This window comes from Altererythrobacter lutimaris, from assembly GCF_013371495.1.
Lineage (GTDB): Bacteria > Pseudomonadota > Alphaproteobacteria > Sphingomonadales > Sphingomonadaceae > Erythrobacter > Erythrobacter lutimaris_A.
In genome coordinates this window covers 307,529-327,952 of record NZ_JABWTA010000001.1, presented here as the reverse complement: position 1 = coordinate 327,952, position 20,424 = coordinate 307,529, and the positions used below count along the sequence as shown (strand labels likewise).

Genomic DNA, 20,424 nt, shown 5'->3' with positions numbered 1-20,424 from the left:
TTAGAGCGCCTCAGCGGCTAATGGCAATCGCGCTTGCGCCCTGTTGGACGGTGTAGCCACGCTGACTGAGGGCAGCTGCAAGTTCGTTTAGAGAGCCCGCATAGTTCACGGACATGACGGATTGCCCGCCGATGGCGGTGCTGGTGACGGACAGACCGCGAACTCCCGGAACCGCGCGCACGCCGCTCAAGGCTGCATCAAAAGACGCCGCATCAGGCGTGCTGAACTGAACAACGTGCGTCTGAAGTTGTGCTGGCGCAATGGTCGTCGTCGGCTCCGGTGTCGCGCCAGCTTCAATCGCAGCGTCGCGTGCTTCCAGAGCGCGTCCAATCGCAATCAACCTTGCAAGCGCCGGATCCATCGATCCGCCACCTTCATCTAGTGTCGGATCAGCGCGGAGCTTTCCGTCTGCAAAGGCTTGCTCAAAAATCGTATCAAACTGAGCAACCGCCCGTCCGAGCATTCCCGGGAGTTCCTGAGGATTCTCCGCCACCATGGTAAAGCTGTCGAGGACTTCGCTGTCAGGGCCATAGCGTGCCGTGAACTCGCCGCGGATCGGTCCGCCAGGCCATTGATGCTCAAGCTTTGCAACCGGCACCAGCACGCTTGCTGCGCCAAACTGATCAAGGATTGCGCGCCACCATGCCCGGCTACGCCGCTGGACCTGTCCGTAATTGAGCAGCAGAGAGTCGCCGCCGACGCCCGAAGGACGAACGTACTCGATCCGGGAATTGCCCGGCTGGAACTCTGCCCATGCGCGCTGCCAGGGGTTGCGCACTTCGTAGATCGTGTAAGCCCCTCCGCTCACGCTTACCGGCAAAAGCAGCATCGGTGCTGATCCGCGCCCTCTTTGCGCGCCGCCAAGGAATGGCGCGACGCGGGCACGGTCGAAGATCACACCGAGCGTTGCGATGTAACGTCTAGGGCCAATGCGCTCCTCTTCGATGATAACTGCGGACACGAGCCCGGAAAGCTGGCTGTCGGAGATCGACGGGCCATTGAGCCTGCTCCACGCTTCTCGCTGTGCGCTGCGCCAGGCTTCCTCGCGTGCTTCAGCGCCACTTGAACCCCGACGATCGACTTTGATGCCGCGCACTTCGATATCGCTGCTACTGGCGACCGGTGCGATCCCGCGATCGCCTGCGACCTGCGCTGACACAGCCAGCCCAAGAACAAGCAAAGCACACGTTGCGAGCGCTGCTGAAAACAGCACAATCACTCGATTTGAGTGGTGGGTTGCTGAAGGAAGGAGTGTAAGTGTCATGGACATCGGGGAAAACCGGCGCTCTTTTGCCCAATGCTGAGTGGAATTCCAAGCGCGAAAGGCTAAACGTGCAAGAATAATGACCGGTAACAATCCTCCCCCAGAGAGCTACACCTATGAAAGCGCGGGCGTCTCTATCGACGCTGGCAATGCATTGGTCAAAGCGATTGGTCCATTGGTCAAAGCGACTATGCGGCCTGGCGCTGATGGAGAGATCGGGGGATTTGGCGGTTTCTTCGATCCCAAGGCGGCAGGATACAAGGATCCGCTTCTGGTTGCTGGCAATGACGGGGTCGGCACCAAGCTGAAGCTAGCGATTGACCATGACAAGCATGACAGCGTCGGCATTGATCTGGTCGCAATGTGCGTCAACGATCTGATCGTGCAAGGCGCGGAGCCGCTGTTCTTTCTCGACTATTTTGCGACCGGAAAACTGGAAAACGGCATTGCCGAGCGGGTCATTGCCGGCATTGCAGAAGGCTGCATGCAAGCTGGCTGCGCGCTGATTGGCGGCGAAACAGCCGAAATGCCCGGCATGTATGCGGAAGGCGATTATGACCTGGCGGGTTTTTGTGTCGGCGCGGTGGAGCGCGGCGAACAGCTGACGGGCGAGAAAGTCGCACCTGGTCATGCGCTGATCGGCCTTGCCTCGTCCGGGGTTCACTCCAATGGCTATTCGCTTGTTCGGCGCTTGGCTGAGGACAAAGGCTGGCGCCTCAATCGCCCTGCCCTGTTTGATCCGGAGACATTGCTGATCGATGCGCTGATCGAGCCCACGCGCATCTATGTGAAGAGTCTGCTTCCGCTGGTTCGTGAGGGTCTTATCGATGGGCTCGCGCATATTACCGGCGGCGGCCTCTTGGAGAATATCCCGCGCGTGCTGCCCGAAGGCGCGCATGCAAATGTCGATGCCGACTTGTGGGACCAGCCGCGCCTGATGGCTTTCCTGCAAGCGCAAGGCAATATCGAGCCTGGTGAGATGGCGCGCACGTTCAATTGCGGCGTCGGAATGGTGCTCGCGGTGGCGCCAGACCGGGTCTCGACCGCAACCCAATTGCTCGAAGATGCGGGCGAAACCGTTCTCACCGTCGGCGAAATCCAAGGCGGCGATCGAGGCTGCACTGTGCGCGGATCGCAAGGTACCTGGGGCGCGAAAGCCGATTGGGAGGCGACGCATCTTGCCTGATAGCAAGGCAAAGGTTGCGATTTTCATCTCCGGTGGCGGCACCAATATGGCCGCGCTGCTCTATGCCAGCCGATTGGACAATGCGCCGTACGAAGTGGTGCTCGTCGCCAGCAATCGTCCCGAGGCGGGCGGGCTAGAGCTCGCCAGGACCGAAGGGATCACGACTTTCGCGCATTCTCATAAAGGCATGTCTCGCGAAGAGCATGACGCGATCATGGAACAGGCCGTTCGCGACGCAGACGCGGAATATATCGTGCTTGCAGGTTACATGCGAATATTGTCCGACGCGTTTGTCGAGCGCTGGCATGGCGCGATGCTCAACATCCATCCCTCGCTGCTGCCTAAGTATAAAGGTCTCGAAACGCACCATCGCGCCATCGACGCTGGTGACAGCCATGGCGGGGCGAGCGTCCATCTGGTGACACCCGAACTCGATGCCGGCGAAGTGCTCGGCCAGATCAAGGTCGCTATCCGCGATGGCGATACTGCAGATGCCTTGGCGGAACGCGTTAAAGTCGCCGAGCATCAACTCTACCCGCGCGTGGTGGCCGACTATGTCTCGCGCAGCAGCAATCCGGACTTCCTGCTGGAGCAAGTGCGCCGCCGGGCGATGCAGTTGCCCGAGGTTGAAGAGCGCGCAAGCCACGGTGCACCGGGTTGGCGAACAGCGGGCAAAAGCGGGAAGTACTTCGCCTATTTCAGCGACCGGCATCACGGCGAAAGCGCAACTGCACTGCTCGTCAAGACAAGCGGCGCGGACGAGCAAGCTGCGCTGATTGAAGGCGATCCGGAGCGTTTCTACAGTCCGAAATTCTACGGTCCGAGCGGCTGGATCGGCATTGTCTTGAATGCGCCGGGCCTCGATTGGGAGCAAGTCGATTATTGGCTCGCCCGCAGTTGGCGGAGCGTCGCGCCCAAGCGGCTGACAAAGCTGCAAGACGCAGCCGACATGTTCTGATGATCCCGCCGCGCCGCCCTGCAAGACCGCATCCACTCGCAAGAGCCCCAATGGTCGATCGCCTCGCCCGCTTTCTCGATACAGGGTGGGACAAGGGCTGGATGCCCCCTCCCCCGCTCGATCCTGACGAGCTGGTTCGTCGCGGTTCAAAGGGTTTCTCGCTCGAACATGAAATCGCCGGACGCAGTGAGGAGGATGTCGAAGACTTCCGCCTGCGATTGAACGCATTGGTCGATGCGGTTGTGAAAGAAGCGGACTTGAACGCGGTGGGCAAGGCCTTTGCCTATGGCCTGATCACGCGCGCCATTCAGCAACGCTTCGCATTGGGCAAGCTGTGGCGCGAACAACCCGAGCTTGCGAAGACCGACATTGCCCCGCCGATCATTGTATTGGGGCAGATGCGCAGCGGTACGACGCGCATTCACCGACTTCTGGCGGCGGACCCGGCGCATAGCGCCACGCGGTTTTGCGACAGCTGGCACCCCGTTCCGGAGAAGCCGGACTTCCGCCCCTTACGCGGCACTTTCAAACTGTTCATGGCGCGCAAACTCGATCCATGGCTCGACACCATTCATCCCTTTGGCGCGGCGCGCGCCGATGAGGAATTGGGCTGGCTGGCGAGCGCGTTCGATCACTCTGCATACGAAGCGCAATGGCGTATTCCGAGTTATTTGGCATTTAGCGAAGCGCGCGATGCACAGCCGATCTATGCCGAGTTTGAGCGCCTGCTGCGCACCGATGCTGGGCAGCACGGGCATGGCGCGCGGCCTCGCATCCTGAAGGTCCCGCAATTCACCGAAGACTTGCCTGCTCTGTTGAAACGATTCCCTGAAGCACGGCTGGTCGTGTCACGCCGTTGCAGCGAGGAAACATGGCGCAGCTCCGTCTCGCTCGTCGCAAACCAGATGGTGATCCAGTCAGACAGCGTGGATCTCGGCTGGATCGAGCAGGAATGGCGCCGCAAGATTGCGCTGCGCGATCAGCGTCTGGAAGCCGCGCTCGCCGATTGGACCGGCCCTGTCGCAATGATCGATTTCGAGCATCTCGGCGCGGACTGGGAAGGCGAAATGCGCGATTTGTATGCTGCGCTAGACCTGCCCTTCAATGACACAGGGCTGCGCGCCATGCGCGCTGAAATGCAGAAAAGCGAGAACGGCGCGCACAAAGGTCATGCGGCGCAGCTCGACCAGTTCAGAGACGCTGGCTAAGCGCTTAAAAGCAAAGGGCCCGCTGCGATCTCCGCAGCAGGCCCTTCAAAACGTCTCGCGACGGGTGGTTAAAAGCTTATCCGACGATTTCTTCGGGCTTGAAGAAGAAGTCGATCTCGATCTTCGCATTCTCGTCGCTGTCTGAACCGTGCACGGTGTTTTCACCGATCGACAGCGCATGCTCTTTGCGGATCGTGCCGGGTTCTGCTTCAGCCGGGTTAGTCGCGCCCATAATGTCGCGATTGCGCTTAACAGCGTCTTCGCCTTCGAGAACCTGCACCACAACCGGCTCGCTCATCATGAACTCAACCAGCTCGCCGAAGAAAGGGCGTTCCTTATGGACCGCATAGAAGCCTTCAGCCTGTTCACGGCTCATATGGATGCGCTTGGAAGCAACGACGCGAAGGCCGGCTTCTTCCAGCATCTTCGTGACAGCGCCGGTCAGGTTGCGCTTTGTTGCATCAGGCTTGATGATCGAGAATGTGCGGGTAACCGCCATGGTATAAGTTCCTTGCGAAATTGGGGGTAGAAAAATTGTTGCGCGCGCCCCTAGCGCCGATGGTCACAAGGGGCAAGTCTTCGTGTCAGCTGCCCGCTTGCCAGCGACCATTTTCATCCTGCTTGTGAATGAAGCGTTCAGCGCCCTCTTGCCCATCGAGACCGCGCCATAAATCGCGCGCGGCCTGAGTCTCGTCCGGACCGAACAACAGGAAAGCGCGATCAAAGTCTGTCGCTTCCTCCCGCCATTTGCCATCGGCAAAGAGCACCATTCTGGCGGAGTTTGCTGCTTGCATTTCGCCAGACAACAGGATGGGCTGCTGGCTTGCTCCAGCGTTCTCTGCCTCTCCATTCGCCAGAAATTCCTCGGGCCCGGCGCTCCAAAGCTCGCGGCTGATAACAGCACGTTGGCCCGGATTATCGCTGACGATGAGCAAACGGTTGCCTGACTTGAGCACCAGCCGCGCGAGCATCACTGTGACCCGTTCAACCGGATCGCGGCTCAGCTGATAGAAGTCCACGCGCATTTTGTTTGCCTACCGCTTGGCTACTTGAAGCATTGCTTAGTCCGACGCCCCTTTGTTCCGCTTACATCGCTCTGAACAATAGCGAACATTGTCCCAGTCGCGCTCCCATTTCTTGCGCCAAGTGAACGGCAGGCCGCAGGATGCGCAAGTCTTCGTCGGCAGTTCCGACTTCTTACGCATCCGCGGCATTGCTCAATTCCAACTGTCAGCGCTGATACGGGCCGCAGGCCCGCAAGGGCGACTGCCCGTCGCGCCTTTTGGCGCGGAAGCCGAGTGAGCGGACGCGAACGGTGGCGCTTGAAGCAAAACTAAAAATTACCCCTCAAGCGTGTTTGCAACAAAGCGATCAATCAGTCGTGCGCCAAAACCTGTAGCGCCCTTGTCCCACGTCGCGCCGGGCTTGTCCGCCCATACCATGCCCGCAATATCGCAGTGCGCCCAGGCAGTACCCTTCTTGATGAAGCGATTCAGGAATTGCGCGGCAGTGATTGAACCTGCACCGCGCGGCCCGACATTCTTGATATCGGCAATCGGGCTGTCGATCAGCTTGTCATAAGCAGGACCAATCGGCATCCGCCACATCTTGTCGCCGCTATCCTTGCCCGCTTTCAGCAAGTCATCGGCAAGGTCATCATCATTCGCGAACAGGCCGCCATGCTCATGGCCGAGCGAAATGATGATGGCGCCGGTGAGCGTGGCAAAATCCACGATGCGTTTCGGAGCAAATTTCTCCTGTGCCCAATGCAAAGCATCGCACAAGACCAAGCGGCCTTCTGCGTCGGTATTGATAACTTCGATTGTCTGCCCACTCATTGACGTTACGACGTCGCCAGGACGCTGAGCGTTTCCATCGGGCATATTCTCGACGAGCCCGACGACGCCCACGACATTGGCCTTTGCTTGTCGCTTGACCAAAGTGAGCATGCCGCCAGCGACTGCCGCTGCACCGCCCATGTCCCATTTCATGTCCTCCATGCCTGCCGCAGGTTTGATCGAAATGCCGCCGGTATCGAAGGTGACGCCTTTGCCGACAAAAACAGTCGGGGATTCATCTCCACCGCCATTCCAGCGGATTGCGAGCAGACGCGAGGGTTGGCGCGAGCCCTGCCCCACACCCAGCAAAGCGCCCATGCCCAGCTGCTTCATCACATCCTCGTCGAGCACGGTCAGCTCGGCTCCTGTGCCTTGGAACGCAGCCACACATTTCTCGACAAAGCTCACCGGATACACCTTGTTGGCAGGCTCCGTCACAAGCATGCGCGTGAATTCGGAGCCTTCAGCGATCGCAGCTTTCTCGACCCATGCGGTGGATGTGCCATCAGGTGAAGCGGTCACTGCGACATGCTCAAGCGTCGCTTTCTTATCTTCAGCGAGCTTCGTACGATAAACATCATGCCGCCAGCTGCGCAAGCGCAAGCCCAGCAGAACTGACGTTGCATCATCGGCTGACAATCCCGCACCTGCCAGCGAAAGCGCCATCGCTTTCTCGCCAGAACGCAGATATTTCGCAGCTAGCGCTGCGCCTGCCTTCTCGAGATTGGCGGTGCGGTCGTCCGAATCTGCTTCACCCAGACCAGCGAGCGCAATGCGGTACGTCACATCGTCCCGCGTTACGAAGCCTTCAAAGACCTGGCCGGGCTTGCCTTTGAAGCGCGCTACCACAGCGCCTTCCGCCAAAGCACCTTCCAGTCCGACAGGCGTTTCGCCCTGGTTCACAACGTGCGCAATAAGTTGGCAATCTTCAGGGGCTGACGCGCCGAAGGTGATCTGCATGAGAACTCCGCTAAATCTATGCGCTGACGCTGCAGCGCTGGGGATCAGTTGGTGACGAAAAACGCGCACCGGGTAATGGCGATTGCGATTAGGCGCGAGCGGTGCGATAGGCAAGTCATGCTTCGACCCGCGCCGACACGCATGCAAGCTTTGTCCGCCCGCTTGCGCATTCCGTGTGCTCCACGGGTTGTTCTTGGCATCGGAGCCTCTCTTCTCGCATCGCAAGGCAGCGTTGCTTTTGCGCAAGACACCGTGCTCTCACCCGAGGAAGAAGCGCAATTCGAGCTTGAGCGCAATCAGGCCACTTATGGCCGGCCGGCACCCGATATTCAGCCCGTTCCGATAGTCACTGACGAGGAAACGCAATCACTTGCGTCTGACACCAAGCAGCCGGACGATACAAGGGCCATCGATTTCGAAGCGCGCGAGCTTGCCTACGACGCTGAGAACGACGTCGTGATTGCAAGCGGCGATGTTCTGCTGTCCAGCGATGACCAATCCGTACGCGCCGACCAGGTCCGCTGGGATCGCAAGGCGGGCCTCATCACAGCCACAGGTGATGTCCGGCTCGTCGATGCCGATGGCAACCAGCTTTATTCAGACCAGATAGAGCTTACCGACCGATTTGAAACAGGCGCGATGAACGACTTGCTGTTGGCTTTGCGCGCGGGAGGTCGGCTCGCTGCACGCTCGGGCGAGCGCGGCGAAGACGGTACTGTCGTGCTGACAGATGCCGCATACTCAGCTTGTGCAGTCAAAGACGCTGATGGCTGCGACAAAACTCCGAGCTGGCGTATTACAGCGAGCCGCGTGATCTATGACCCCGCCGATAATCGCGTGCGCTTCAATGGCGCGGTGCTGGAGCTGTTCGGAGCGCGTATCCTGCCACTGCCCGGCTTGGCTGTACGCACTGACGGCCGCGCAATCTCCGGCTTTCTGGTGCCCGATTTGCGTTTCTCTGAATCGAACGGCGTCGAAGTCAGCGGCAGCTATTACTGGCGCATGGCGGATAATCGCGATCTAACGCTGAGCGCTTTCGTCTACAGTGATGCCGCGCCAATGGCTTCAGCAGAATGGCGCCATCTGACAGAGAAAGGCGCCTATCAGATCACCGGCTATGCGACCCACAGCCGGCGCATCTCGAGCTTCACCGGAAACCCGACGACCGAACGCGACTTGCGCGCTTATCTCTTCACCAATGGCCGCTTCCAATTCGATCCCAATTGGAGCTTCACAGGTTCCGTGAGGCTCGCGAGCGACCGTACATTCCTGCGCCGCTATGACATCAGCCGCGATGACCGCTTGCGCTCGACCGTCAATCTCGAGCGGATCGACGATAATTCCTATTTCTCGCTGGCCGGTTGGGCCACACAAACGCTGCGGCTCGGGCAAGAACAAGGCCAGGTTCCTTTGGCACTACCGGTGCTCGATTATCGTCGCCGATTGCCCGATCCGCTGCTGGGCGGGAAAGTTGAACTGCAGGTCAATACGCTCGCGATTGAGCGAGATGAAGGCCAGGACACCAAACGTGCCTTTGCAGGGGCAAAATGGGATTTGAAGCGCCTCACGGGCATGGGTCAGGTGGTAACGCTGACGGCCATTGCGCGCGGCGACGTTTATCATTCCGATGAAAACGAGCTCACTGCGACAGCCATCTATCGCGGCAATCCCGGCTGGGAAACGCGCGGCATCGCGATTGGCGCTGTGGATGTGGAATGGCCGTTTGTCGGCCGCGCATTCGGCGGTACGCAGGTCTTCAAGCCACGCGTTCAATTGGTCGCAAGCCCCGCTATCGAGAACCTGGATATTCCAAACGAAGATGCTCGCGCCATCGATTTGGAAGACTCCAACCTGTTCGCGCTCAACCGGTTTCCGGGCTACGACCGAGTGGAAGACGGCGTTCGCCTGACTTATGGATTTGACTGGGAATTGCAGCGCCCGGGCTGGCGTGTCAAAACGACGCTGGGACAATCTTACCGTTTCGATAAAGACCCTGCTCTTTTGCCGGACGGGACAGGCCTTTCTGAACGCGTCAGCGATTTTGTCGGCCGCACTGAAGTCCGCTTTCGCGACCGGGTGAAGCTCACGCACCGCTACCGCCTGGACAAAGACAACTTCGCAATCCGCCGTAATGAGTTCGACGCCACGGTTGGCAGCACACGGACTTATGTCGAAGTCGGCTACCTACGCTTGAATCGTGACATTCAAACCGTTGAGGATTTGCAGGATCGCGAAGAGCTTCGGGCCGCAGGTCGCCTTGCCTTTGCGCGTCACTGGTCGGTGTTTGGCTCCGGGGTCTTCAACCTTACGGACGAGAACGAAGACCCGCTGTTCGGCTCCGACGGTTTTGAGCCCATTCGCACGCGCCTCGGTATCGCCTATGCCGATGATTGCCTGGAGTTCGGTTTCACTTGGCGGCGCGACTATACAACGGCAGGTGATGCTGAGCGTGGAGACACCTTCCAGCTCTCCTTCAGGCTGCGCAATCTCGGCTTCCGATAACCTTCCCGATTGGCTGGGTAATTAAGCACGCTGAGCGTTGGCAGAGAGCGTAATTGCCGCTATCTGCACCGCTGAACTCAGCCAGCGTTAAGGGTCTTTTCGCCAAAGAGTTTGCGGGATCTGGCGCAGCTACGCGTCGCAAATGGAATACACACGTGATTTTGAAGAGTTTTTCGACCGGTTTTGCTTCCGTTAGCATGACAGCTCTGGCCGTTGTCAGCATGGCACTCGCTCCCGTTGCCGCTTCCGCGCAGCAAGCAGCAGAGCCCAATCCACTGGGCCTGCCGGATGAAGTCAATGTGATCGGCGAGAACGATCCGAATACGCGCACGGCCACTGCGATCGTGAACGGCCATGTCATTACTGGCACTGATGTTGATCATCGTCTTGCTCTGCTGCTCTCCAGCAGTCAGCGGCAAGTCACAGAGGCTGAGCTGGTTCAGCTGCGTCAGCGCGTTCTGCGCAACCTGATTGATGAAACCTTGCAAATTCAGTCGGCAGAGGCGCAGGAAATGCCTGTCGAGACCGCACAGATCGAGCAAACCTATGCTCGCGTCGCGGCTCAGAATTTCGGGCAAGACACGCAGCGGATGGATGAATATCTGCGTAGCATCGGATCTTCGCCTGAGTCTTTGAAGCGCCAGATCCATGGCGAGCTTTCCTGGCAGAACATTCTCGGTCGCAATATCGCGCCCTTCGTCAACGTTTCCGAAGAGGAAGTGAACGAGACGATGAAGCGGCTCGAGGAATCGCGCGGCACAGACGAGTACAATCTCGGCGAAATCTATATTTCAGCCACGTCTGAGAACCAGCAAGAACGCCTGCAGCTTGCACAGCAAATTGTCGAGCAATTGCGTCAGGGCGGCCAGTTCCAGGCCTATGCGCGTCAGTTCTCGGAAGCATCGACCGCATCGGTCGGTGGTGAGCTGGGCTTTGTGCGTCTTGGTCAGCTGCCGATGGAACTCGCGACGGTTGCGCAGGAAATGCAGCCCGGTCAGCTGGTCGGCCCTGTGCCGATCCCCGGAGGCTTTTCCATTCTCTATCTGATCGACAAGCGTCAGGTGATGATGGCTGATCCACGCGATGCGATTGCTTCGCTTAAACAGATCTCCATCACCTTCCCTGCCAATGTGACAGAGGAAATCGCAGCGCGGCGGGTCGATGAGTTCGTTACTGGTGTCCAGTCCATGCGCGGCTGTGGAGATGCCGACGAAGCAGCGGCTGCCATGGATGCAGATGTCGTGACCAATGACCAGATCCCGATCCGCCAGCTACCTGACCAGTTGCAGAACCTGGTGCTGCAATTGCAGGTCGGTCAGGCTACGCAGCCGTTTGGCTCAATCTCAGAAGGTGTGCGCGTGCTGATGCTGTGCGGCCGCGATGATCCGCAAGACTATTCCGGCCCGAGCTTTGACGAGCTGATGGCACAGAAAGAAGACGAGCGGATCAACAAGCGTGCTCAGCGTTATCTGCGCGATCTGCGCAACGACGCCTATATCGAGTATAATTGAGCCCGCTCACGCTATCGCTGGGTGATCCTGCCGGGATTGGCCCGGAGATCATAGCGTGCGCCTTTGCGGCCAAGGATCGCGAGAAGCTGAAGCCTTTTTTTGTCGTGGGCGGCGCGGACGTATTGCGCGCGGCAGCAGGGCAGCGCGAGTTGGACATCAATATCGTGACAATTGCCGATCCGGCAGAGGCCGAGCGCGCCTTTGCCAGCGGCTTACCGGTGCTTGCAGGACAGGATGGCCCGTATGAGCCTGGCGCGCCTGACAAGCACGGCGCGGGGCTGGCGCTCGCATCTTTGACCCAGGCGGCAGAATTCACCCGTTGCGGGATCGCCTCCGGGCTAGTGACAGCGCCTATTTCCAAGGCTGAACTTGCGGAGGTTGGATTTGCCCATCCGGGACAAACCGAATTCCTCGCAGATGTCTGCGATTTGCCTTCACGCGATGCGGTGATGATGCTGGCAGGCCCAAGTCTGCGCACTGTGCCGCTCACTGTGCATTGTGCGCTGTCTGAAGTGCCGTCGCTGCTCAATCACGATTTGATCTGCCACAAGGCGCGGATCGTCTCGGCTGCACTTACCCGTGACTTCGGGATTGAACGCCCTCGCCTCGCCTTTGCCGGGCTCAACCCGCATGCAGGGGAAGGCGGACGTTTCGGCGATGAGGAAGATCGCATAATAGCGCCTGCTATCAAGGCTTTATGCGAAGAGGGGATCGATGCGACGGGTCCCTTCCCCGCCGATGCATTGTTCACGCCGCGCGCCCGCGTACGCTATCATGCAGCGATCTGCATGTATCACGATCAGGCTCTTATCCCGCTGAAAACGCTGGAGTTTGATGAAGGTGTCAATGTCACTTTGGGCCTCCCGATCATCCGCACCAGCCCCGATCACGGCACAGCCTTTGACATCGCCGGCAAGGGCATCGCCGATGCCGGTGCAATGATCGCCGCGATCCGAATGGCGGGCGAATGCGCGGCGCGGCGCGAGACTGATGCCTGACCTCCCTCCGCTACGCGAAATCATTGCAAAACATGGGCTTTCGGCAAGCAAGGCGCTGGGGCAAAACTTCCTGTTTGATGCGCAATTGCTGGAGCGGATTGCCGCGATTCCGGGTGATCTGAATGATCAGGCCGTGCTTGAAATCGGTCCTGGTCCCGGCGGACTGACCAGAGCCCTGCTCGCTGCGGGCACACGTGTCACGGCGATCGAAATGGACACACGCTGCCTGCCTGCGCTGGCCGAACTTTCAGAGGCTTATCCCGGCAAGCTGCGGGTGATCGAAGGCGACGCAATGAAGCTCGACCATGGCGACCTGATGGGCGGCGAGCCGTTCGCGGTTGTCGCGAACTTGCCCTATAATGTCGGGACCGCGCTGTTTACGGACTGGCTGGGCGGCGAAAGCTGGCCCCCGCAATGGTCCTCGCTCACTCTGATGTTTCAGCAGGAAGTGGCACAGCGGATCGTCGCAAAGCCCGGCACATCTGCTTACGGGCGGCTCGCTGTGCTGGCACAGTGGCGTTCTACTGCGAAGCTCGCGATGAAAGTCCATCGCAGCGCTTTCACCCCGCCGCCCAAGGTGATGAGCGCGATAGTCCATGTCGAGCCGACCGCAGCGCCTGAAGGGGTTTCAGCACGCAAGCTGGAAGCGATCACCAAGGCTGCCTTTGGCCAGCGCCGCAAGATGCTGCGCCAGAGCCTCAAGGCCATGCCCGAGGCGCTCGCTGCGCTGGAATCTGTCGGCATCGATCCAACGCGCCGCGCAGAAACGCTGAGCGTGGAGGAATTTATCGCAATCGCGCGAGCAGTTTCGTAACGTCCGCTAACGACCCAATTGCGGACCTAAATTCTTTCAAGTCTGCGTAACAACCTTTGTGCTGTGATCCTCACACTGTCCCAGTTTTGATGTTCTCGTCCAGCGAGGTCCCACATTTCATGCGGCTCTGCCGGGAGACGTGCCAATAGTCTTTGAAAGTCTTCATAAATTTCTCCCAACCGACGGTCGGCGTTAGCCTTCGCCAGATGAGTCTCAAAAAAATTCTTTTGACCAATCGCAAACACAACCATGTCGTACGGAGGCAAACGATTGCTCGAGTAATAGTATTCGCGTTGCTCGTCTGCCGTCATCGCAAACGGTTCGATGGCCATTTTCAGGTGCAAGTGGATATTAGCTTCCATAGGAAAAAACTATTGGAGTTCGCGACCCTGCGCAACGTCCGCTTTCCACCCCAGCTTGAGACGTTCGCCAGCATTCGATATGTCAGAATATCAGTCTGATCGGAGTGTGTTATGCCAAAAGTAGAGCAAGGACGATTGTTCGGCCTCTATGGCATGGGCAGCTATACTTTCGAGGAATTGGATGAGTTAGCAGATGAGTATCTGAAACGCATTGCTGATCCAGAGAACACAGATGACCCCAAATGGCTCAAGCGCCGTGCTAATCGGCTCCGAAAGCTAGCACGCCAAAAGGAGAAGTCTGTCGAACACAAATTGGATCAACGCTAACGTCCGCTTTCCACCCCAATTCCCGATATTTCCTGCCTCATGCAGCCAATCAGGTAATCCCCGGCAAGGCATGGTAAAAGAGATAGACCAGGATCGGCAGGGTGATGAGCGTTGCACCGCTTGCGATTGAAGCGCGACCGCTTTCAAACTCTTTCGCATCCCAAGCAGAAGCAGCGCGATAGAACTGCCAGAGCGCAGTGACCGCGAGGACAAGGCTCACCGCAAAGAATGCGATGGCAAGATATTCATCGAAGGTTTGCCCCTTCACTTCAAAGCCGAGCGCCTTCAGCAAAAAACCGAAAGGTACGACCAGCAGCAGAGCAACCAGCAACCCGCCCAGAAACGCAAACGGGCTGAGCGCGAACAGAATCAGCGAGGCCAGCAGGACCAGATAGAAGTTGAGTGCCTTTTTCGACATGCGCGCCGCCTTAGCCGATATTTCCTACAGAAGCGTGTCCGGCTAGCTTGCCTGCGCTCTTTGAAACCGTCGATTTCCCGCAACTTTGCATATGAGAAAACACGCAGAGTTTTGAAAAAATAGGAAAAGTGTCAACTTTGTTGGATTTGGCAAATAGCTGAAATCACAGGAAAAGGTTTCAAAAAGGCATTTTTTTGTAGGTGACACTGTCAAGTTTGTTGGAAAAGGGGTCGCGCTCTCGTCTCTTCATGAAAGCGCGCCCTTCCCGTCAGCTGGCCTTCTTTTTGAGGCGCCAAGCGTGGAGCAACGGCTCGGTATAACCGGACGGCTGCTCGACACCTTTGAAAATCAGCTCTTTCGCCGCCGTCATCGCCGCGCCATCCGGATTCTCTAGCAGCGGCTCGTAAAACGGATCGCCTGCATTCTGCGCATCGACTTTGGCGGCCATGCGCTTCAGAGCATCGAGCACCTGTCCGCGTGTCACAACGCCGTGGTGCAGCCAATTTGCGAGATGCTGAGAGCTGATCCGCAAAGTCGCGCGGTCTTCCATCAGGCCCACATCATTGATGTCCGGCACTTTGGAGCAACCTACGCCCTGATCGATCCAGCGCACGACATAGCCGAGAAGGCCCTGGCAGTTGTTGTCGAGCTCTTCGGTCAGCTCCTCTTCCGACCAGTTCGTGCCAGCCGCGAGAGGTACATTCAGCAGCTTGTCGAGACCTGGCACATCGCCCAGCCCCTGCTGATGCTCGAACACATTTTCCTGATGGTAATGCAGCGCGTGAAGCGTCGCTGCTGTCGGCGATGGCACCCATGCTGTGTTGGCGCCTGCGCGCAGATGGCCGATCTTCTCCACCATCATCTGACCCATCAAATCGGGCGCGGCCCACATGCCCTTCCCGATCTGCGCTTTGCCTGAAAGGCCGTGGCGCAGGCCGATGCCGACATTGCGCGCTTCGTATGCCGCAAGCCATTCGCTGGTCTTCATCTCAGCTTTGCGGATCATTGGACCCGATTCCATCGAGGTATGAATTTCGTCGCCCGTGCGGTCGAGGAAGCCTGTGTTAATGAAAACGATACGGTCCTTCACCGCTTCGATACATGCACCAAGATTTGCGGACGTGCGGCGTTCCTCGTCCATCACGCCGACCTTGATCGTGTGACGCGAAAGGCTCAGCAGATCCTCCACCGCATTGAACAGATCATTGGTGAAAGCGCATTCTTCCGGCCCGTGCATCTTGGGCTTCACAATGTAGATGCTGCCGTGGCGCGAATTGCCATATTTCGCATGGCCCTCGACATCAATCGCGCCGATCGCCGACGTGAAGACCGCGTCCATGATGCCCTCTGGCACTTCGCCGCCATCAGCCAGCGTGATTGCCGGATTGGTCATCAGATGGCCGACATTGCGCACGAACAGCAGGCTGCGTCCCATCAGGCTGTGCTCGCTGCCATCAGGAGCTGTGTAGGTCTTGTCACCTGCGAGCTTCCGCGTCAGCGTCTGTCCGCCCTTTTCAAAGCTTTCCTCAAGATCGCCGCGAATGACGCCAAGCCAGTTGGTGTAAGCGAGCAGCTTGTCCTCGCCATCGACCGCCGCGACCGAGTCTTCGCAATCGCAAATGGTCGTGAGCGCGGCTTCGCAGTTGATGTCGGCGATCCCGGCCTTGTCGGTCTTGCCGATCGGGCTGTCCGGATCGAACACAACTTCGATATGCAAGCCATTGTTTACAAACAGCAAGCCCTTCTCGGTCTTGCCGACATACTGGCTCTCATCCTGCAGCTTTCCATCGTGGTCACCTTCGATATCCGCCCAGCTCTGGTCGACCAACGGCAGCGCTGAATCGAGGAATTCGCGGCCACGCTTGATCACTGCAGCGCCGCGTTGCTCGTCATAGCCTCCGGGTCGTGCTGGCGGCGCGTCCAGCGCGTCAGTGCCGTAGAATGCGTCATACAGACTACCCCAGCGCGCATTCGCCGCGTTCAGCAGGAACCGCGCATTGAGGACGGGCACAACCAGCTGCGGGCCGGCCATCGTCGCGATCTCCGGATCGACATTCTCCGTGCCGATCTGGAAGTCCGCAGGCTCTGGTATGAGATAGCCAATCTCGCGAAGGAAAGCCTGATATTCGCTCTGGTCGAGCGGCTTTCCGCGGCGTTCCTTGTGCCACGCGTCTATTTGAACCTGCAGATCTTCGCGTTTTTCCAGGAGCGCGCGGTTACGCGGCGCGAAGTCGGCGAGCAGCTTTGCAAAGCCGGTCCAGAATGCGCTCACATCGCGGCCAAGCGGGGTCAGAACTTCGGTTTCAAGAAACTCAGCCAGCGGCGCATCAATCTGAATGCCAGCGCGGTCGATCTTAGTGCTCATACGTCCTCAAACTCCAAATTATCCCGATTGGGATTCTTGTCTGCGATAGCTGACCTGGGGAGGAGGACAAGCGCCCTATGGCCAACGATCGAACCAAATGCAACGCCCCTCATTGTGCGGGGTTGGTAAAGCCGGTGCGCCCCGCTAGAGATCGTTGCCAATGAAACCGGATTTCCTCACAGCTATCGATAATGACGCCATGCTCGCCCAGGTGCAGGACTGGTGTGCAATCAACACTGGCACTGCCAATCTTGATGGACTGGCCAAGCAAGCCACCGTGCTGGCAGACGCTTTCGCAACCCTGCCAGGAGAGCTTGAGCTGGTCGATCCTGCGCCTGTCACAGCGATCGCAGCGGATGGAAGCGAGTTCGAAAAGCCGCATGGCCAGCACTTGGTTATGAGGGTGCGCCCGCAGGCCAATCGCCGCATCCTGCTGACCGGCCATATGGATACGGTCTTTCCAAAGGATCATTCCTTTCAGGATCAAACCTGGCTCGAAGACGATGTGCTTAATGGTCCCGGCGTTGCGGACATGAAGGGCGGGATTGCAGTAATCCTCCATGCGCTTTCCGCATTCGAGCAGTCTCCAGGCGCGTCTGCGATTGGCTATGATGTGATGCTCAATTCGGACGAGGAGACGGGATCGCTCGCAAGCGCATCACTGATTGAAGAGCTCGCGGCAGGGAAGCTCGCAGCGCTGACTTATGAGCCAGCCGCTTTGCCTGACGGAACGCTCGCCCATGCGCGCGGCGGAAGCGGCAATTACTCGGTGATCGTCACTGGACAATCCGCTCATGCGGGTCGCAATCCAGAAGATGGCCGCAACGCGCTGGTTGCTGCAGCGGACCTGGCGGTGCGGTTAAAGGGAATGCAATCACGAGACATCTCCATCAACCCGGCCAAGATCGAAGGGGGCGCAGCGAACAATGTCGTGCCTGACCATGCCGTGTTGCGGTTCAACATTCGTCCCAAAGCGCCCGAAGCCGCCGAGATGTTCGAAACCCAATTGTGCGAAGCTATCGCCGCTATCGAAGCCGAGCATGACGTCTCGCTCCATCTCCATGGTGGAGTCACGCGTCCTCCCAAGCCCGTCGATGCGCAAGCGCAGCGGCTGTTCGATCTGGTCAAAAGCTGCGGCGCAGAGCTTGGCGAGGATATTCGCTGGCAATCGACCGGCGGGGTTTGCGACGGGAACAATATTGCGGCATGCGGTGTGCCGGTGGTGGACACGATGGGGGTTCGCGGAGGCTCAATTCACAGCCCGCAAGAGTTTTTGATCGTGCCAAGCCTTGCTGAACGTGCGCGGCTATCCGCCCTCGTCATCCATCGCATCGCTGAGGGAGAGATGCATTGAGTTTTCGACTATGAGTTTCAGACTGCGGGCCGCTCGCGCCTCAGACCTTGAGCCGCTTTACGAGATGGCGAAGCTGACCGGCGGCGGGTTCACCAATCTGCCAGCTGATCGCAAGGCTTTGGGCGGCAAGCTGGAGCGCGCGGAAGACGCATTTGCCAACACCGCTGACGAGCTCGTCGATGAGCAATTCGTCCTTGTGCTTGAGCATGCAGAAACCGGCGCAATCCGCGGCACTTGCCAATTGATGACCCAAGTCGGACAGCAATGGCCGTTCTATTCTTATCGCCTGAACACACTCACCCAGTACAGTCAGGAGCTCGACCGGACAGTCCGCGCCGAACTGCTGAGCCTTGTGACAGATCTGGAAGGGTCAAGCGAAGTCGGCGGGCTGTTCCTGCACCCCAATGAACGCGCCGGCGGGCTTGGCTTATTGCTGGCGCGCAGTCGTTACCTTTTCATCGCTATGCACCGCACGCGCTTTGCCGACCGGGTGCTGGCAGAGCTGCGCGGGATTATCGATGAACGCGGTGGATCGCCTTTCTGGGACGGCGTGGCAGGGCGTTTCTTCGGGATGAGCTTCCAGGACGCAGACTATTTCAACGCGATCAACGGCAACCAGTTTATCGCGGACCTGATGCCCAAGCACCCGGTTTATATCGCCATGCTGGACGATGATGCTCGCAGTGTGATTGGCGTGCCGCACCCAACTGGCCGGGCAGCCATGCGGATGTTGGAGAACGAAGGCTTTCGCTATGAGGGCTATGTCGACATTTTCGATGGCGGCCCAACCATGATCGCACCCACTGACAGCGTGAAGAGCGTCGCTGAGTCCTCAGAGCTCACAATTTCGGACGTTGATTGTCAGGAAGGCGAACGGGCAATCTTGGCTTGCGGAAAGCTGTCCGACTTCCGCGCTTGCTACGGCGCAAGAACGATTAACGCAGACGGCTCAATTGCAGTTGATTCAGCCGCCGCTGATCTCCTCGATGTGAAGACCGGCGACAAAGTGTGGAGCGTCACACGTTGAGCAAATTGGTTGAAATCAATTTCGACGGGATTGTCGGGCCGAGCCACAACTATGCCGGGCTGAGCCTTGGTAATGTGGCAAGCGCGAAGCACCAGGGCCAGACGAGCTATCCGCGCGCGGCTGCATTGCAGGGCCTTGCCAAGATGCGCGGCAATCTTGCACGCTTTGGCCATCAAGGGTTTCTGTTGCCCTTGCCTCGCCCCAACGGCGCACTGCTCGAGCAGCTTGGCAAAGGCGCAGAGAACAATCCAGCGATGCTCGCAGCGGCGTACTCAGCCAGCAGCATGTGGACCGCGAATGCAGCGACAGTCAGCCCGGCGCCCGATACAGCAGACGGCAGGTGTCATCTGACGCCTGCGAACCTGGTCACAATGGTGCACCGCGCCCAGGAATGGCCGGACACGAAACGCATGCTCGATCTTGCCTTTGCAGATGACGAGCATTTCAGTGTGCATCACCCTGTACCCGACACATTCGGAGATGAAGGCGCGGCCAACCATATGCGGCTTTGCACCGATCATGACCAGCAGGGCGTGGAAGTGTTCGTTTACGGTCGTTCGCTCGCCGAGCGTGGCAGCGGCAAGTTCCCCGCACGTCAGCACATTGAAGCAAGCCGGGCGGTTGCGCGGCTCCACGGCCTAGACCCGGCAAAAACGGTATTTATCGAGCAAAACCCTGTCGCCATCGAAGCTGGCGCCTTCCACAACGACGTTGTGGCGGTAGCCAATGGCGACACGATCTTCGCGCACGAGCTTGCTTTTGCGGATCGTCAGGCCGCATATGATGCGATCCGCGAGGCCTTTCCCGCGCTGCAAGTGGTCGAAGTCCCAGACAGTGCGGTGAGCCTTGCTGACGCGATCTCGAGCTATCTCTTCAACGCCCAGCTAGTCACGAGGCCGGAGGGCGGCATGGCGCTCGTGGTGCCGGAAGAATGTCGCGAAAACGCCCGTGTGTGGAGCTATCTTGAAGGCATGCTTGCAACTAATGGGCCTATCCGCGAAGTCGTGCCAGTCGATGTTCGTCAGAGCATGGCCAATGGCGGCGGCCCGGCTTGCCTTCGCCTGCGAGTGGTCTGCGATCCTTCAAAAGTCGATCAACGCTTCCTACTCAGCGAGGCCAGAGCGGACGCAATGGAAGCCATCATTGCGGCGCATTGGCCCGAACATATCGACCCCGATGATCTTGGTCAGCCCGCGCTCGATCAAGCCATCCGCAACGCACGTTTTGCATTGCTAGAAGTGCTCGATCTCACGGAACTTGGTTAATGCGCTAGACACCACGTCGGTCCGCTTTACACTTGATCCCTCGTTAACCTTCGAACCCCGCAGAAAA

At 58.7% G+C, this 20,424-nt stretch carries 19 protein-coding genes; 11 read left to right on the top strand and 8 right to left on the bottom strand.

The window, feature by feature from the left end; genetic code table 11:
• Window positions 1-10: 10 nt before the first annotated feature.
• Window positions 11-1,264 carry a heavy-metal-associated domain-containing protein gene (locus HUO12_RS01570; protein ID WP_232367276.1) on the bottom strand — a complete coding sequence of 418 codons (1,254 nt, stop codon included), beginning with the start codon at window positions 1,262-1,264 and terminating at the stop codon, window positions 11-13.
• A gap of 79 nt (window positions 1,265-1,343) precedes the next feature.
• Here HUO12_RS01570 and purM point away from each other — a divergent pair, with 79 nt between their 5' ends.
• The 3 genes from purM to HUO12_RS01555 are packed head-to-tail and all read left to right on the top strand — an operon-like array spanning window position 1,344 to window position 4,616.
• Window positions 1,344-2,450, top strand: a complete 1,107-nt coding sequence (gene purM, locus HUO12_RS01565; RefSeq protein ID WP_176271940.1) for a phosphoribosylformylglycinamidine cyclo-ligase — start codon at window positions 1,344-1,346, stop codon at window positions 2,448-2,450.
• The gene (gene purN, locus HUO12_RS01560; RefSeq protein ID WP_176271939.1) at window positions 2,443-3,408 is read left to right on the top strand and encodes a phosphoribosylglycinamide formyltransferase; all 966 of its coding nucleotides are present in this window, start codon (window positions 2,443-2,445) and stop codon (window positions 3,406-3,408) included. The genes purM and purN overlap by 8 nt, the downstream gene beginning before the upstream one ends.
• A 50-nt stretch (window positions 3,409-3,458) precedes the next feature.
• Window positions 3,459-4,616: a sulfotransferase family protein gene (locus HUO12_RS01555; protein ID WP_232367275.1), complete on the top strand. Its 1,158-nt coding sequence runs from the start codon at window positions 3,459-3,461 to the stop codon at window positions 4,614-4,616.
• Between the two features lie 76 nt (window positions 4,617-4,692).
• On the opposite strand, the gene ndk is transcribed toward HUO12_RS01555, so the two are convergent.
• From ndk to HUO12_RS01535, 4 genes are all read right to left on the bottom strand, one after another.
• On the bottom strand, window positions 4,693-5,115 hold the full coding sequence (gene ndk / locus HUO12_RS01550; protein WP_176271937.1) for a nucleoside-diphosphate kinase: 423 nt from the start codon (window positions 5,113-5,115) through the stop codon (window positions 4,693-4,695).
• A gap of 85 nt (window positions 5,116-5,200) precedes the next feature.
• Window positions 5,201-5,641: a DNA polymerase III subunit chi gene (locus HUO12_RS01545; protein ID WP_176271936.1), complete on the bottom strand. Its 441-nt coding sequence runs from the start codon at window positions 5,639-5,641 to the stop codon at window positions 5,201-5,203.
• Window positions 5,642-5,677: 36 nt separating this feature from the next.
• The gene (locus HUO12_RS01540) at window positions 5,678-5,830 is read right to left on the bottom strand and encodes a DUF2256 domain-containing protein (protein WP_176271935.1); all 153 of its coding nucleotides are present in this window, start codon (window positions 5,828-5,830) and stop codon (window positions 5,678-5,680) included.
• A 126-nt stretch (window positions 5,831-5,956) separates the two neighbouring features.
• Complete coding sequence (locus HUO12_RS01535) at window positions 5,957-7,414, bottom strand: leucyl aminopeptidase (RefSeq protein WP_176271934.1); 1,458 nt, start codon at window positions 7,412-7,414, stop codon at window positions 5,957-5,959.
• 117 nt (window positions 7,415-7,531) lie between these two features.
• On the opposite strand from HUO12_RS01535, the gene HUO12_RS01530 reads away from it, so the two are divergent.
• The 4 genes from HUO12_RS01530 to rsmA all read left to right on the top strand — a co-directional run bounded on the left by HUO12_RS01530 (window position 7,532) and on the right by rsmA (window position 13,239).
• A complete protein-coding gene (locus HUO12_RS01530; protein WP_232367274.1) occupies window positions 7,532-9,916 on the top strand; it encodes an LPS-assembly protein LptD in 2,385 nt (794 codons plus the stop codon).
• A 221-nt stretch (window positions 9,917-10,137) separates the two neighbouring features.
• Window positions 10,138-11,427, top strand: a complete 1,290-nt coding sequence (locus tag HUO12_RS01525) for a peptidylprolyl isomerase (RefSeq protein WP_232367273.1) — start codon at window positions 10,138-10,140, stop codon at window positions 11,425-11,427.
• Complete coding sequence (pdxA, locus tag HUO12_RS01520) at window positions 11,424-12,425, top strand: 4-hydroxythreonine-4-phosphate dehydrogenase PdxA (protein ID WP_176271932.1); 1,002 nt, start codon at window positions 11,424-11,426, stop codon at window positions 12,423-12,425. Before HUO12_RS01525 ends, pdxA begins: the two co-directional genes overlap by 4 nt.
• Window positions 12,418-13,239 carry a 16S rRNA (adenine(1518)-N(6)/adenine(1519)-N(6))-dimethyltransferase RsmA gene (gene rsmA, locus HUO12_RS01515; RefSeq protein WP_176271931.1) on the top strand — a complete coding sequence of 274 codons (822 nt, stop codon included), beginning with the start codon at window positions 12,418-12,420 and terminating at the stop codon, window positions 13,237-13,239. The genes pdxA and rsmA overlap by 8 nt, the downstream gene beginning before the upstream one ends.
• 26 nt (window positions 13,240-13,265) lie before the next feature.
• Here rsmA and HUO12_RS01510 read toward each other — a convergent pair whose 3' ends face one another.
• A complete protein-coding gene (locus tag HUO12_RS01510; protein ID WP_176271930.1) occupies window positions 13,266-13,601 on the bottom strand; it encodes a hypothetical protein in 336 nt (111 codons plus the stop codon).
• 111 nt (window positions 13,602-13,712) lie between these two features.
• On the opposite strand from HUO12_RS01510, the gene HUO12_RS01505 reads away from it, so the two are divergent.
• Window positions 13,713-13,928 (top strand): hypothetical protein, encoded by a 216-nt coding sequence (locus HUO12_RS01505; RefSeq protein WP_176271929.1) that lies wholly within the window; start codon window positions 13,713-13,715, stop codon window positions 13,926-13,928.
• A gap of 49 nt (window positions 13,929-13,977) precedes the next feature.
• On the opposite strand, the gene HUO12_RS01500 is transcribed toward HUO12_RS01505, so the two are convergent.
• Both HUO12_RS01500 and HUO12_RS01495 read right to left on the bottom strand, forming a co-directional pair.
• Window positions 13,978-14,346 carry a hypothetical protein gene (locus tag HUO12_RS01500; protein ID WP_176271928.1) on the bottom strand — a complete coding sequence of 123 codons (369 nt, stop codon included), beginning with the start codon at window positions 14,344-14,346 and terminating at the stop codon, window positions 13,978-13,980.
• A gap of 268 nt (window positions 14,347-14,614) precedes the next feature.
• A complete protein-coding gene (locus HUO12_RS01495) occupies window positions 14,615-16,711 on the bottom strand; it encodes a malate synthase G (protein WP_176271927.1) in 2,097 nt (698 codons plus the stop codon).
• Between the two features lie 160 nt (window positions 16,712-16,871).
• On the opposite strand from HUO12_RS01495, the gene HUO12_RS01490 reads away from it, so the two are divergent.
• The 3 genes from HUO12_RS01490 to HUO12_RS01480 are packed head-to-tail and all read left to right on the top strand — an operon-like array spanning window position 16,872 to window position 20,357.
• Window positions 16,872-18,065: a hydrolase gene (locus HUO12_RS01490; protein ID WP_176271926.1), complete on the top strand. Its 1,194-nt coding sequence runs from the start codon at window positions 16,872-16,874 to the stop codon at window positions 18,063-18,065.
• Window positions 18,066-18,075: 10 nt separating this feature from the next.
• Window positions 18,076-19,092: an arginine N-succinyltransferase gene (locus HUO12_RS01485; protein WP_176271925.1), complete on the top strand. Its 1,017-nt coding sequence runs from the start codon at window positions 18,076-18,078 to the stop codon at window positions 19,090-19,092.
• Entirely contained in the window at window positions 19,089-20,357 is a 1,269-nt protein-coding gene (locus tag HUO12_RS01480; RefSeq protein ID WP_176271924.1) for an N-succinylarginine dihydrolase, read from the top strand. Before HUO12_RS01485 ends, HUO12_RS01480 begins: the two co-directional genes overlap by 4 nt.
• Window positions 20,358-20,424: the final 67 nt, after the last annotated feature.

What these genes read in the sequence shown, in the direction of transcription:
- HUO12_RS01490 (WP_176271926.1), top strand. Translation starts at nt 16,872, where the DNA reads ATGAAACCGGATTTCCTCACAGCTATCGATAATGACGCCATGCTCGCC.
- HUO12_RS01570 (WP_232367276.1), bottom strand. Translation starts at nt 1,264, where the DNA reads ATGACACTTACACTCCTTCCTTCAGCAACCCACCACTCAAATCGAGTG.
- HUO12_RS01535 (WP_176271934.1), bottom strand. Translation starts at nt 7,414, where the DNA reads ATGCAGATCACCTTCGGCGCGTCAGCCCCTGAAGATTGCCAACTTATT.
- HUO12_RS01505 (WP_176271929.1), top strand. Translation starts at nt 13,713, where the DNA reads ATGCCAAAAGTAGAGCAAGGACGATTGTTCGGCCTCTATGGCATGGGC.
- HUO12_RS01555 (WP_232367275.1), top strand. Translation starts at nt 3,459, where the DNA reads ATGGTCGATCGCCTCGCCCGCTTTCTCGATACAGGGTGGGACAAGGGC.
- HUO12_RS01525 (WP_232367273.1), top strand. Translation starts at nt 10,138, where the DNA reads ATGGCACTCGCTCCCGTTGCCGCTTCCGCGCAGCAAGCAGCAGAGCCC.
- HUO12_RS01510 (WP_176271930.1), bottom strand. Translation starts at nt 13,601, where the DNA reads ATGGAAGCTAATATCCACTTGCACCTGAAAATGGCCATCGAACCGTTT.
- rsmA (WP_176271931.1), top strand. Translation starts at nt 12,418, where the DNA reads ATGCCTGACCTCCCTCCGCTACGCGAAATCATTGCAAAACATGGGCTT.
- HUO12_RS01540 (WP_176271935.1), bottom strand. Translation starts at nt 5,830, where the DNA reads ATGCCGCGGATGCGTAAGAAGTCGGAACTGCCGACGAAGACTTGCGCA.
- HUO12_RS01500 (WP_176271928.1), bottom strand. Translation starts at nt 14,346, where the DNA reads ATGTCGAAAAAGGCACTCAACTTCTATCTGGTCCTGCTGGCCTCGCTG.
- HUO12_RS01495 (WP_176271927.1), bottom strand. Translation starts at nt 16,711, where the DNA reads ATGAGCACTAAGATCGACCGCGCTGGCATTCAGATTGATGCGCCGCTG.
- ndk (WP_176271937.1), bottom strand. Translation starts at nt 5,115, where the DNA reads ATGGCGGTTACCCGCACATTCTCGATCATCAAGCCTGATGCAACAAAG.
- HUO12_RS01545 (WP_176271936.1), bottom strand. Translation starts at nt 5,641, where the DNA reads ATGCGCGTGGACTTCTATCAGCTGAGCCGCGATCCGGTTGAACGGGTC.
- purM (WP_176271940.1), top strand. Translation starts at nt 1,344, where the DNA reads ATGACCGGTAACAATCCTCCCCCAGAGAGCTACACCTATGAAAGCGCG.
- HUO12_RS01530 (WP_232367274.1), top strand. Translation starts at nt 7,532, where the DNA reads ATGCTTCGACCCGCGCCGACACGCATGCAAGCTTTGTCCGCCCGCTTG.
- HUO12_RS01485 (WP_176271925.1), top strand. Translation starts at nt 18,076, where the DNA reads ATGAGTTTCAGACTGCGGGCCGCTCGCGCCTCAGACCTTGAGCCGCTT.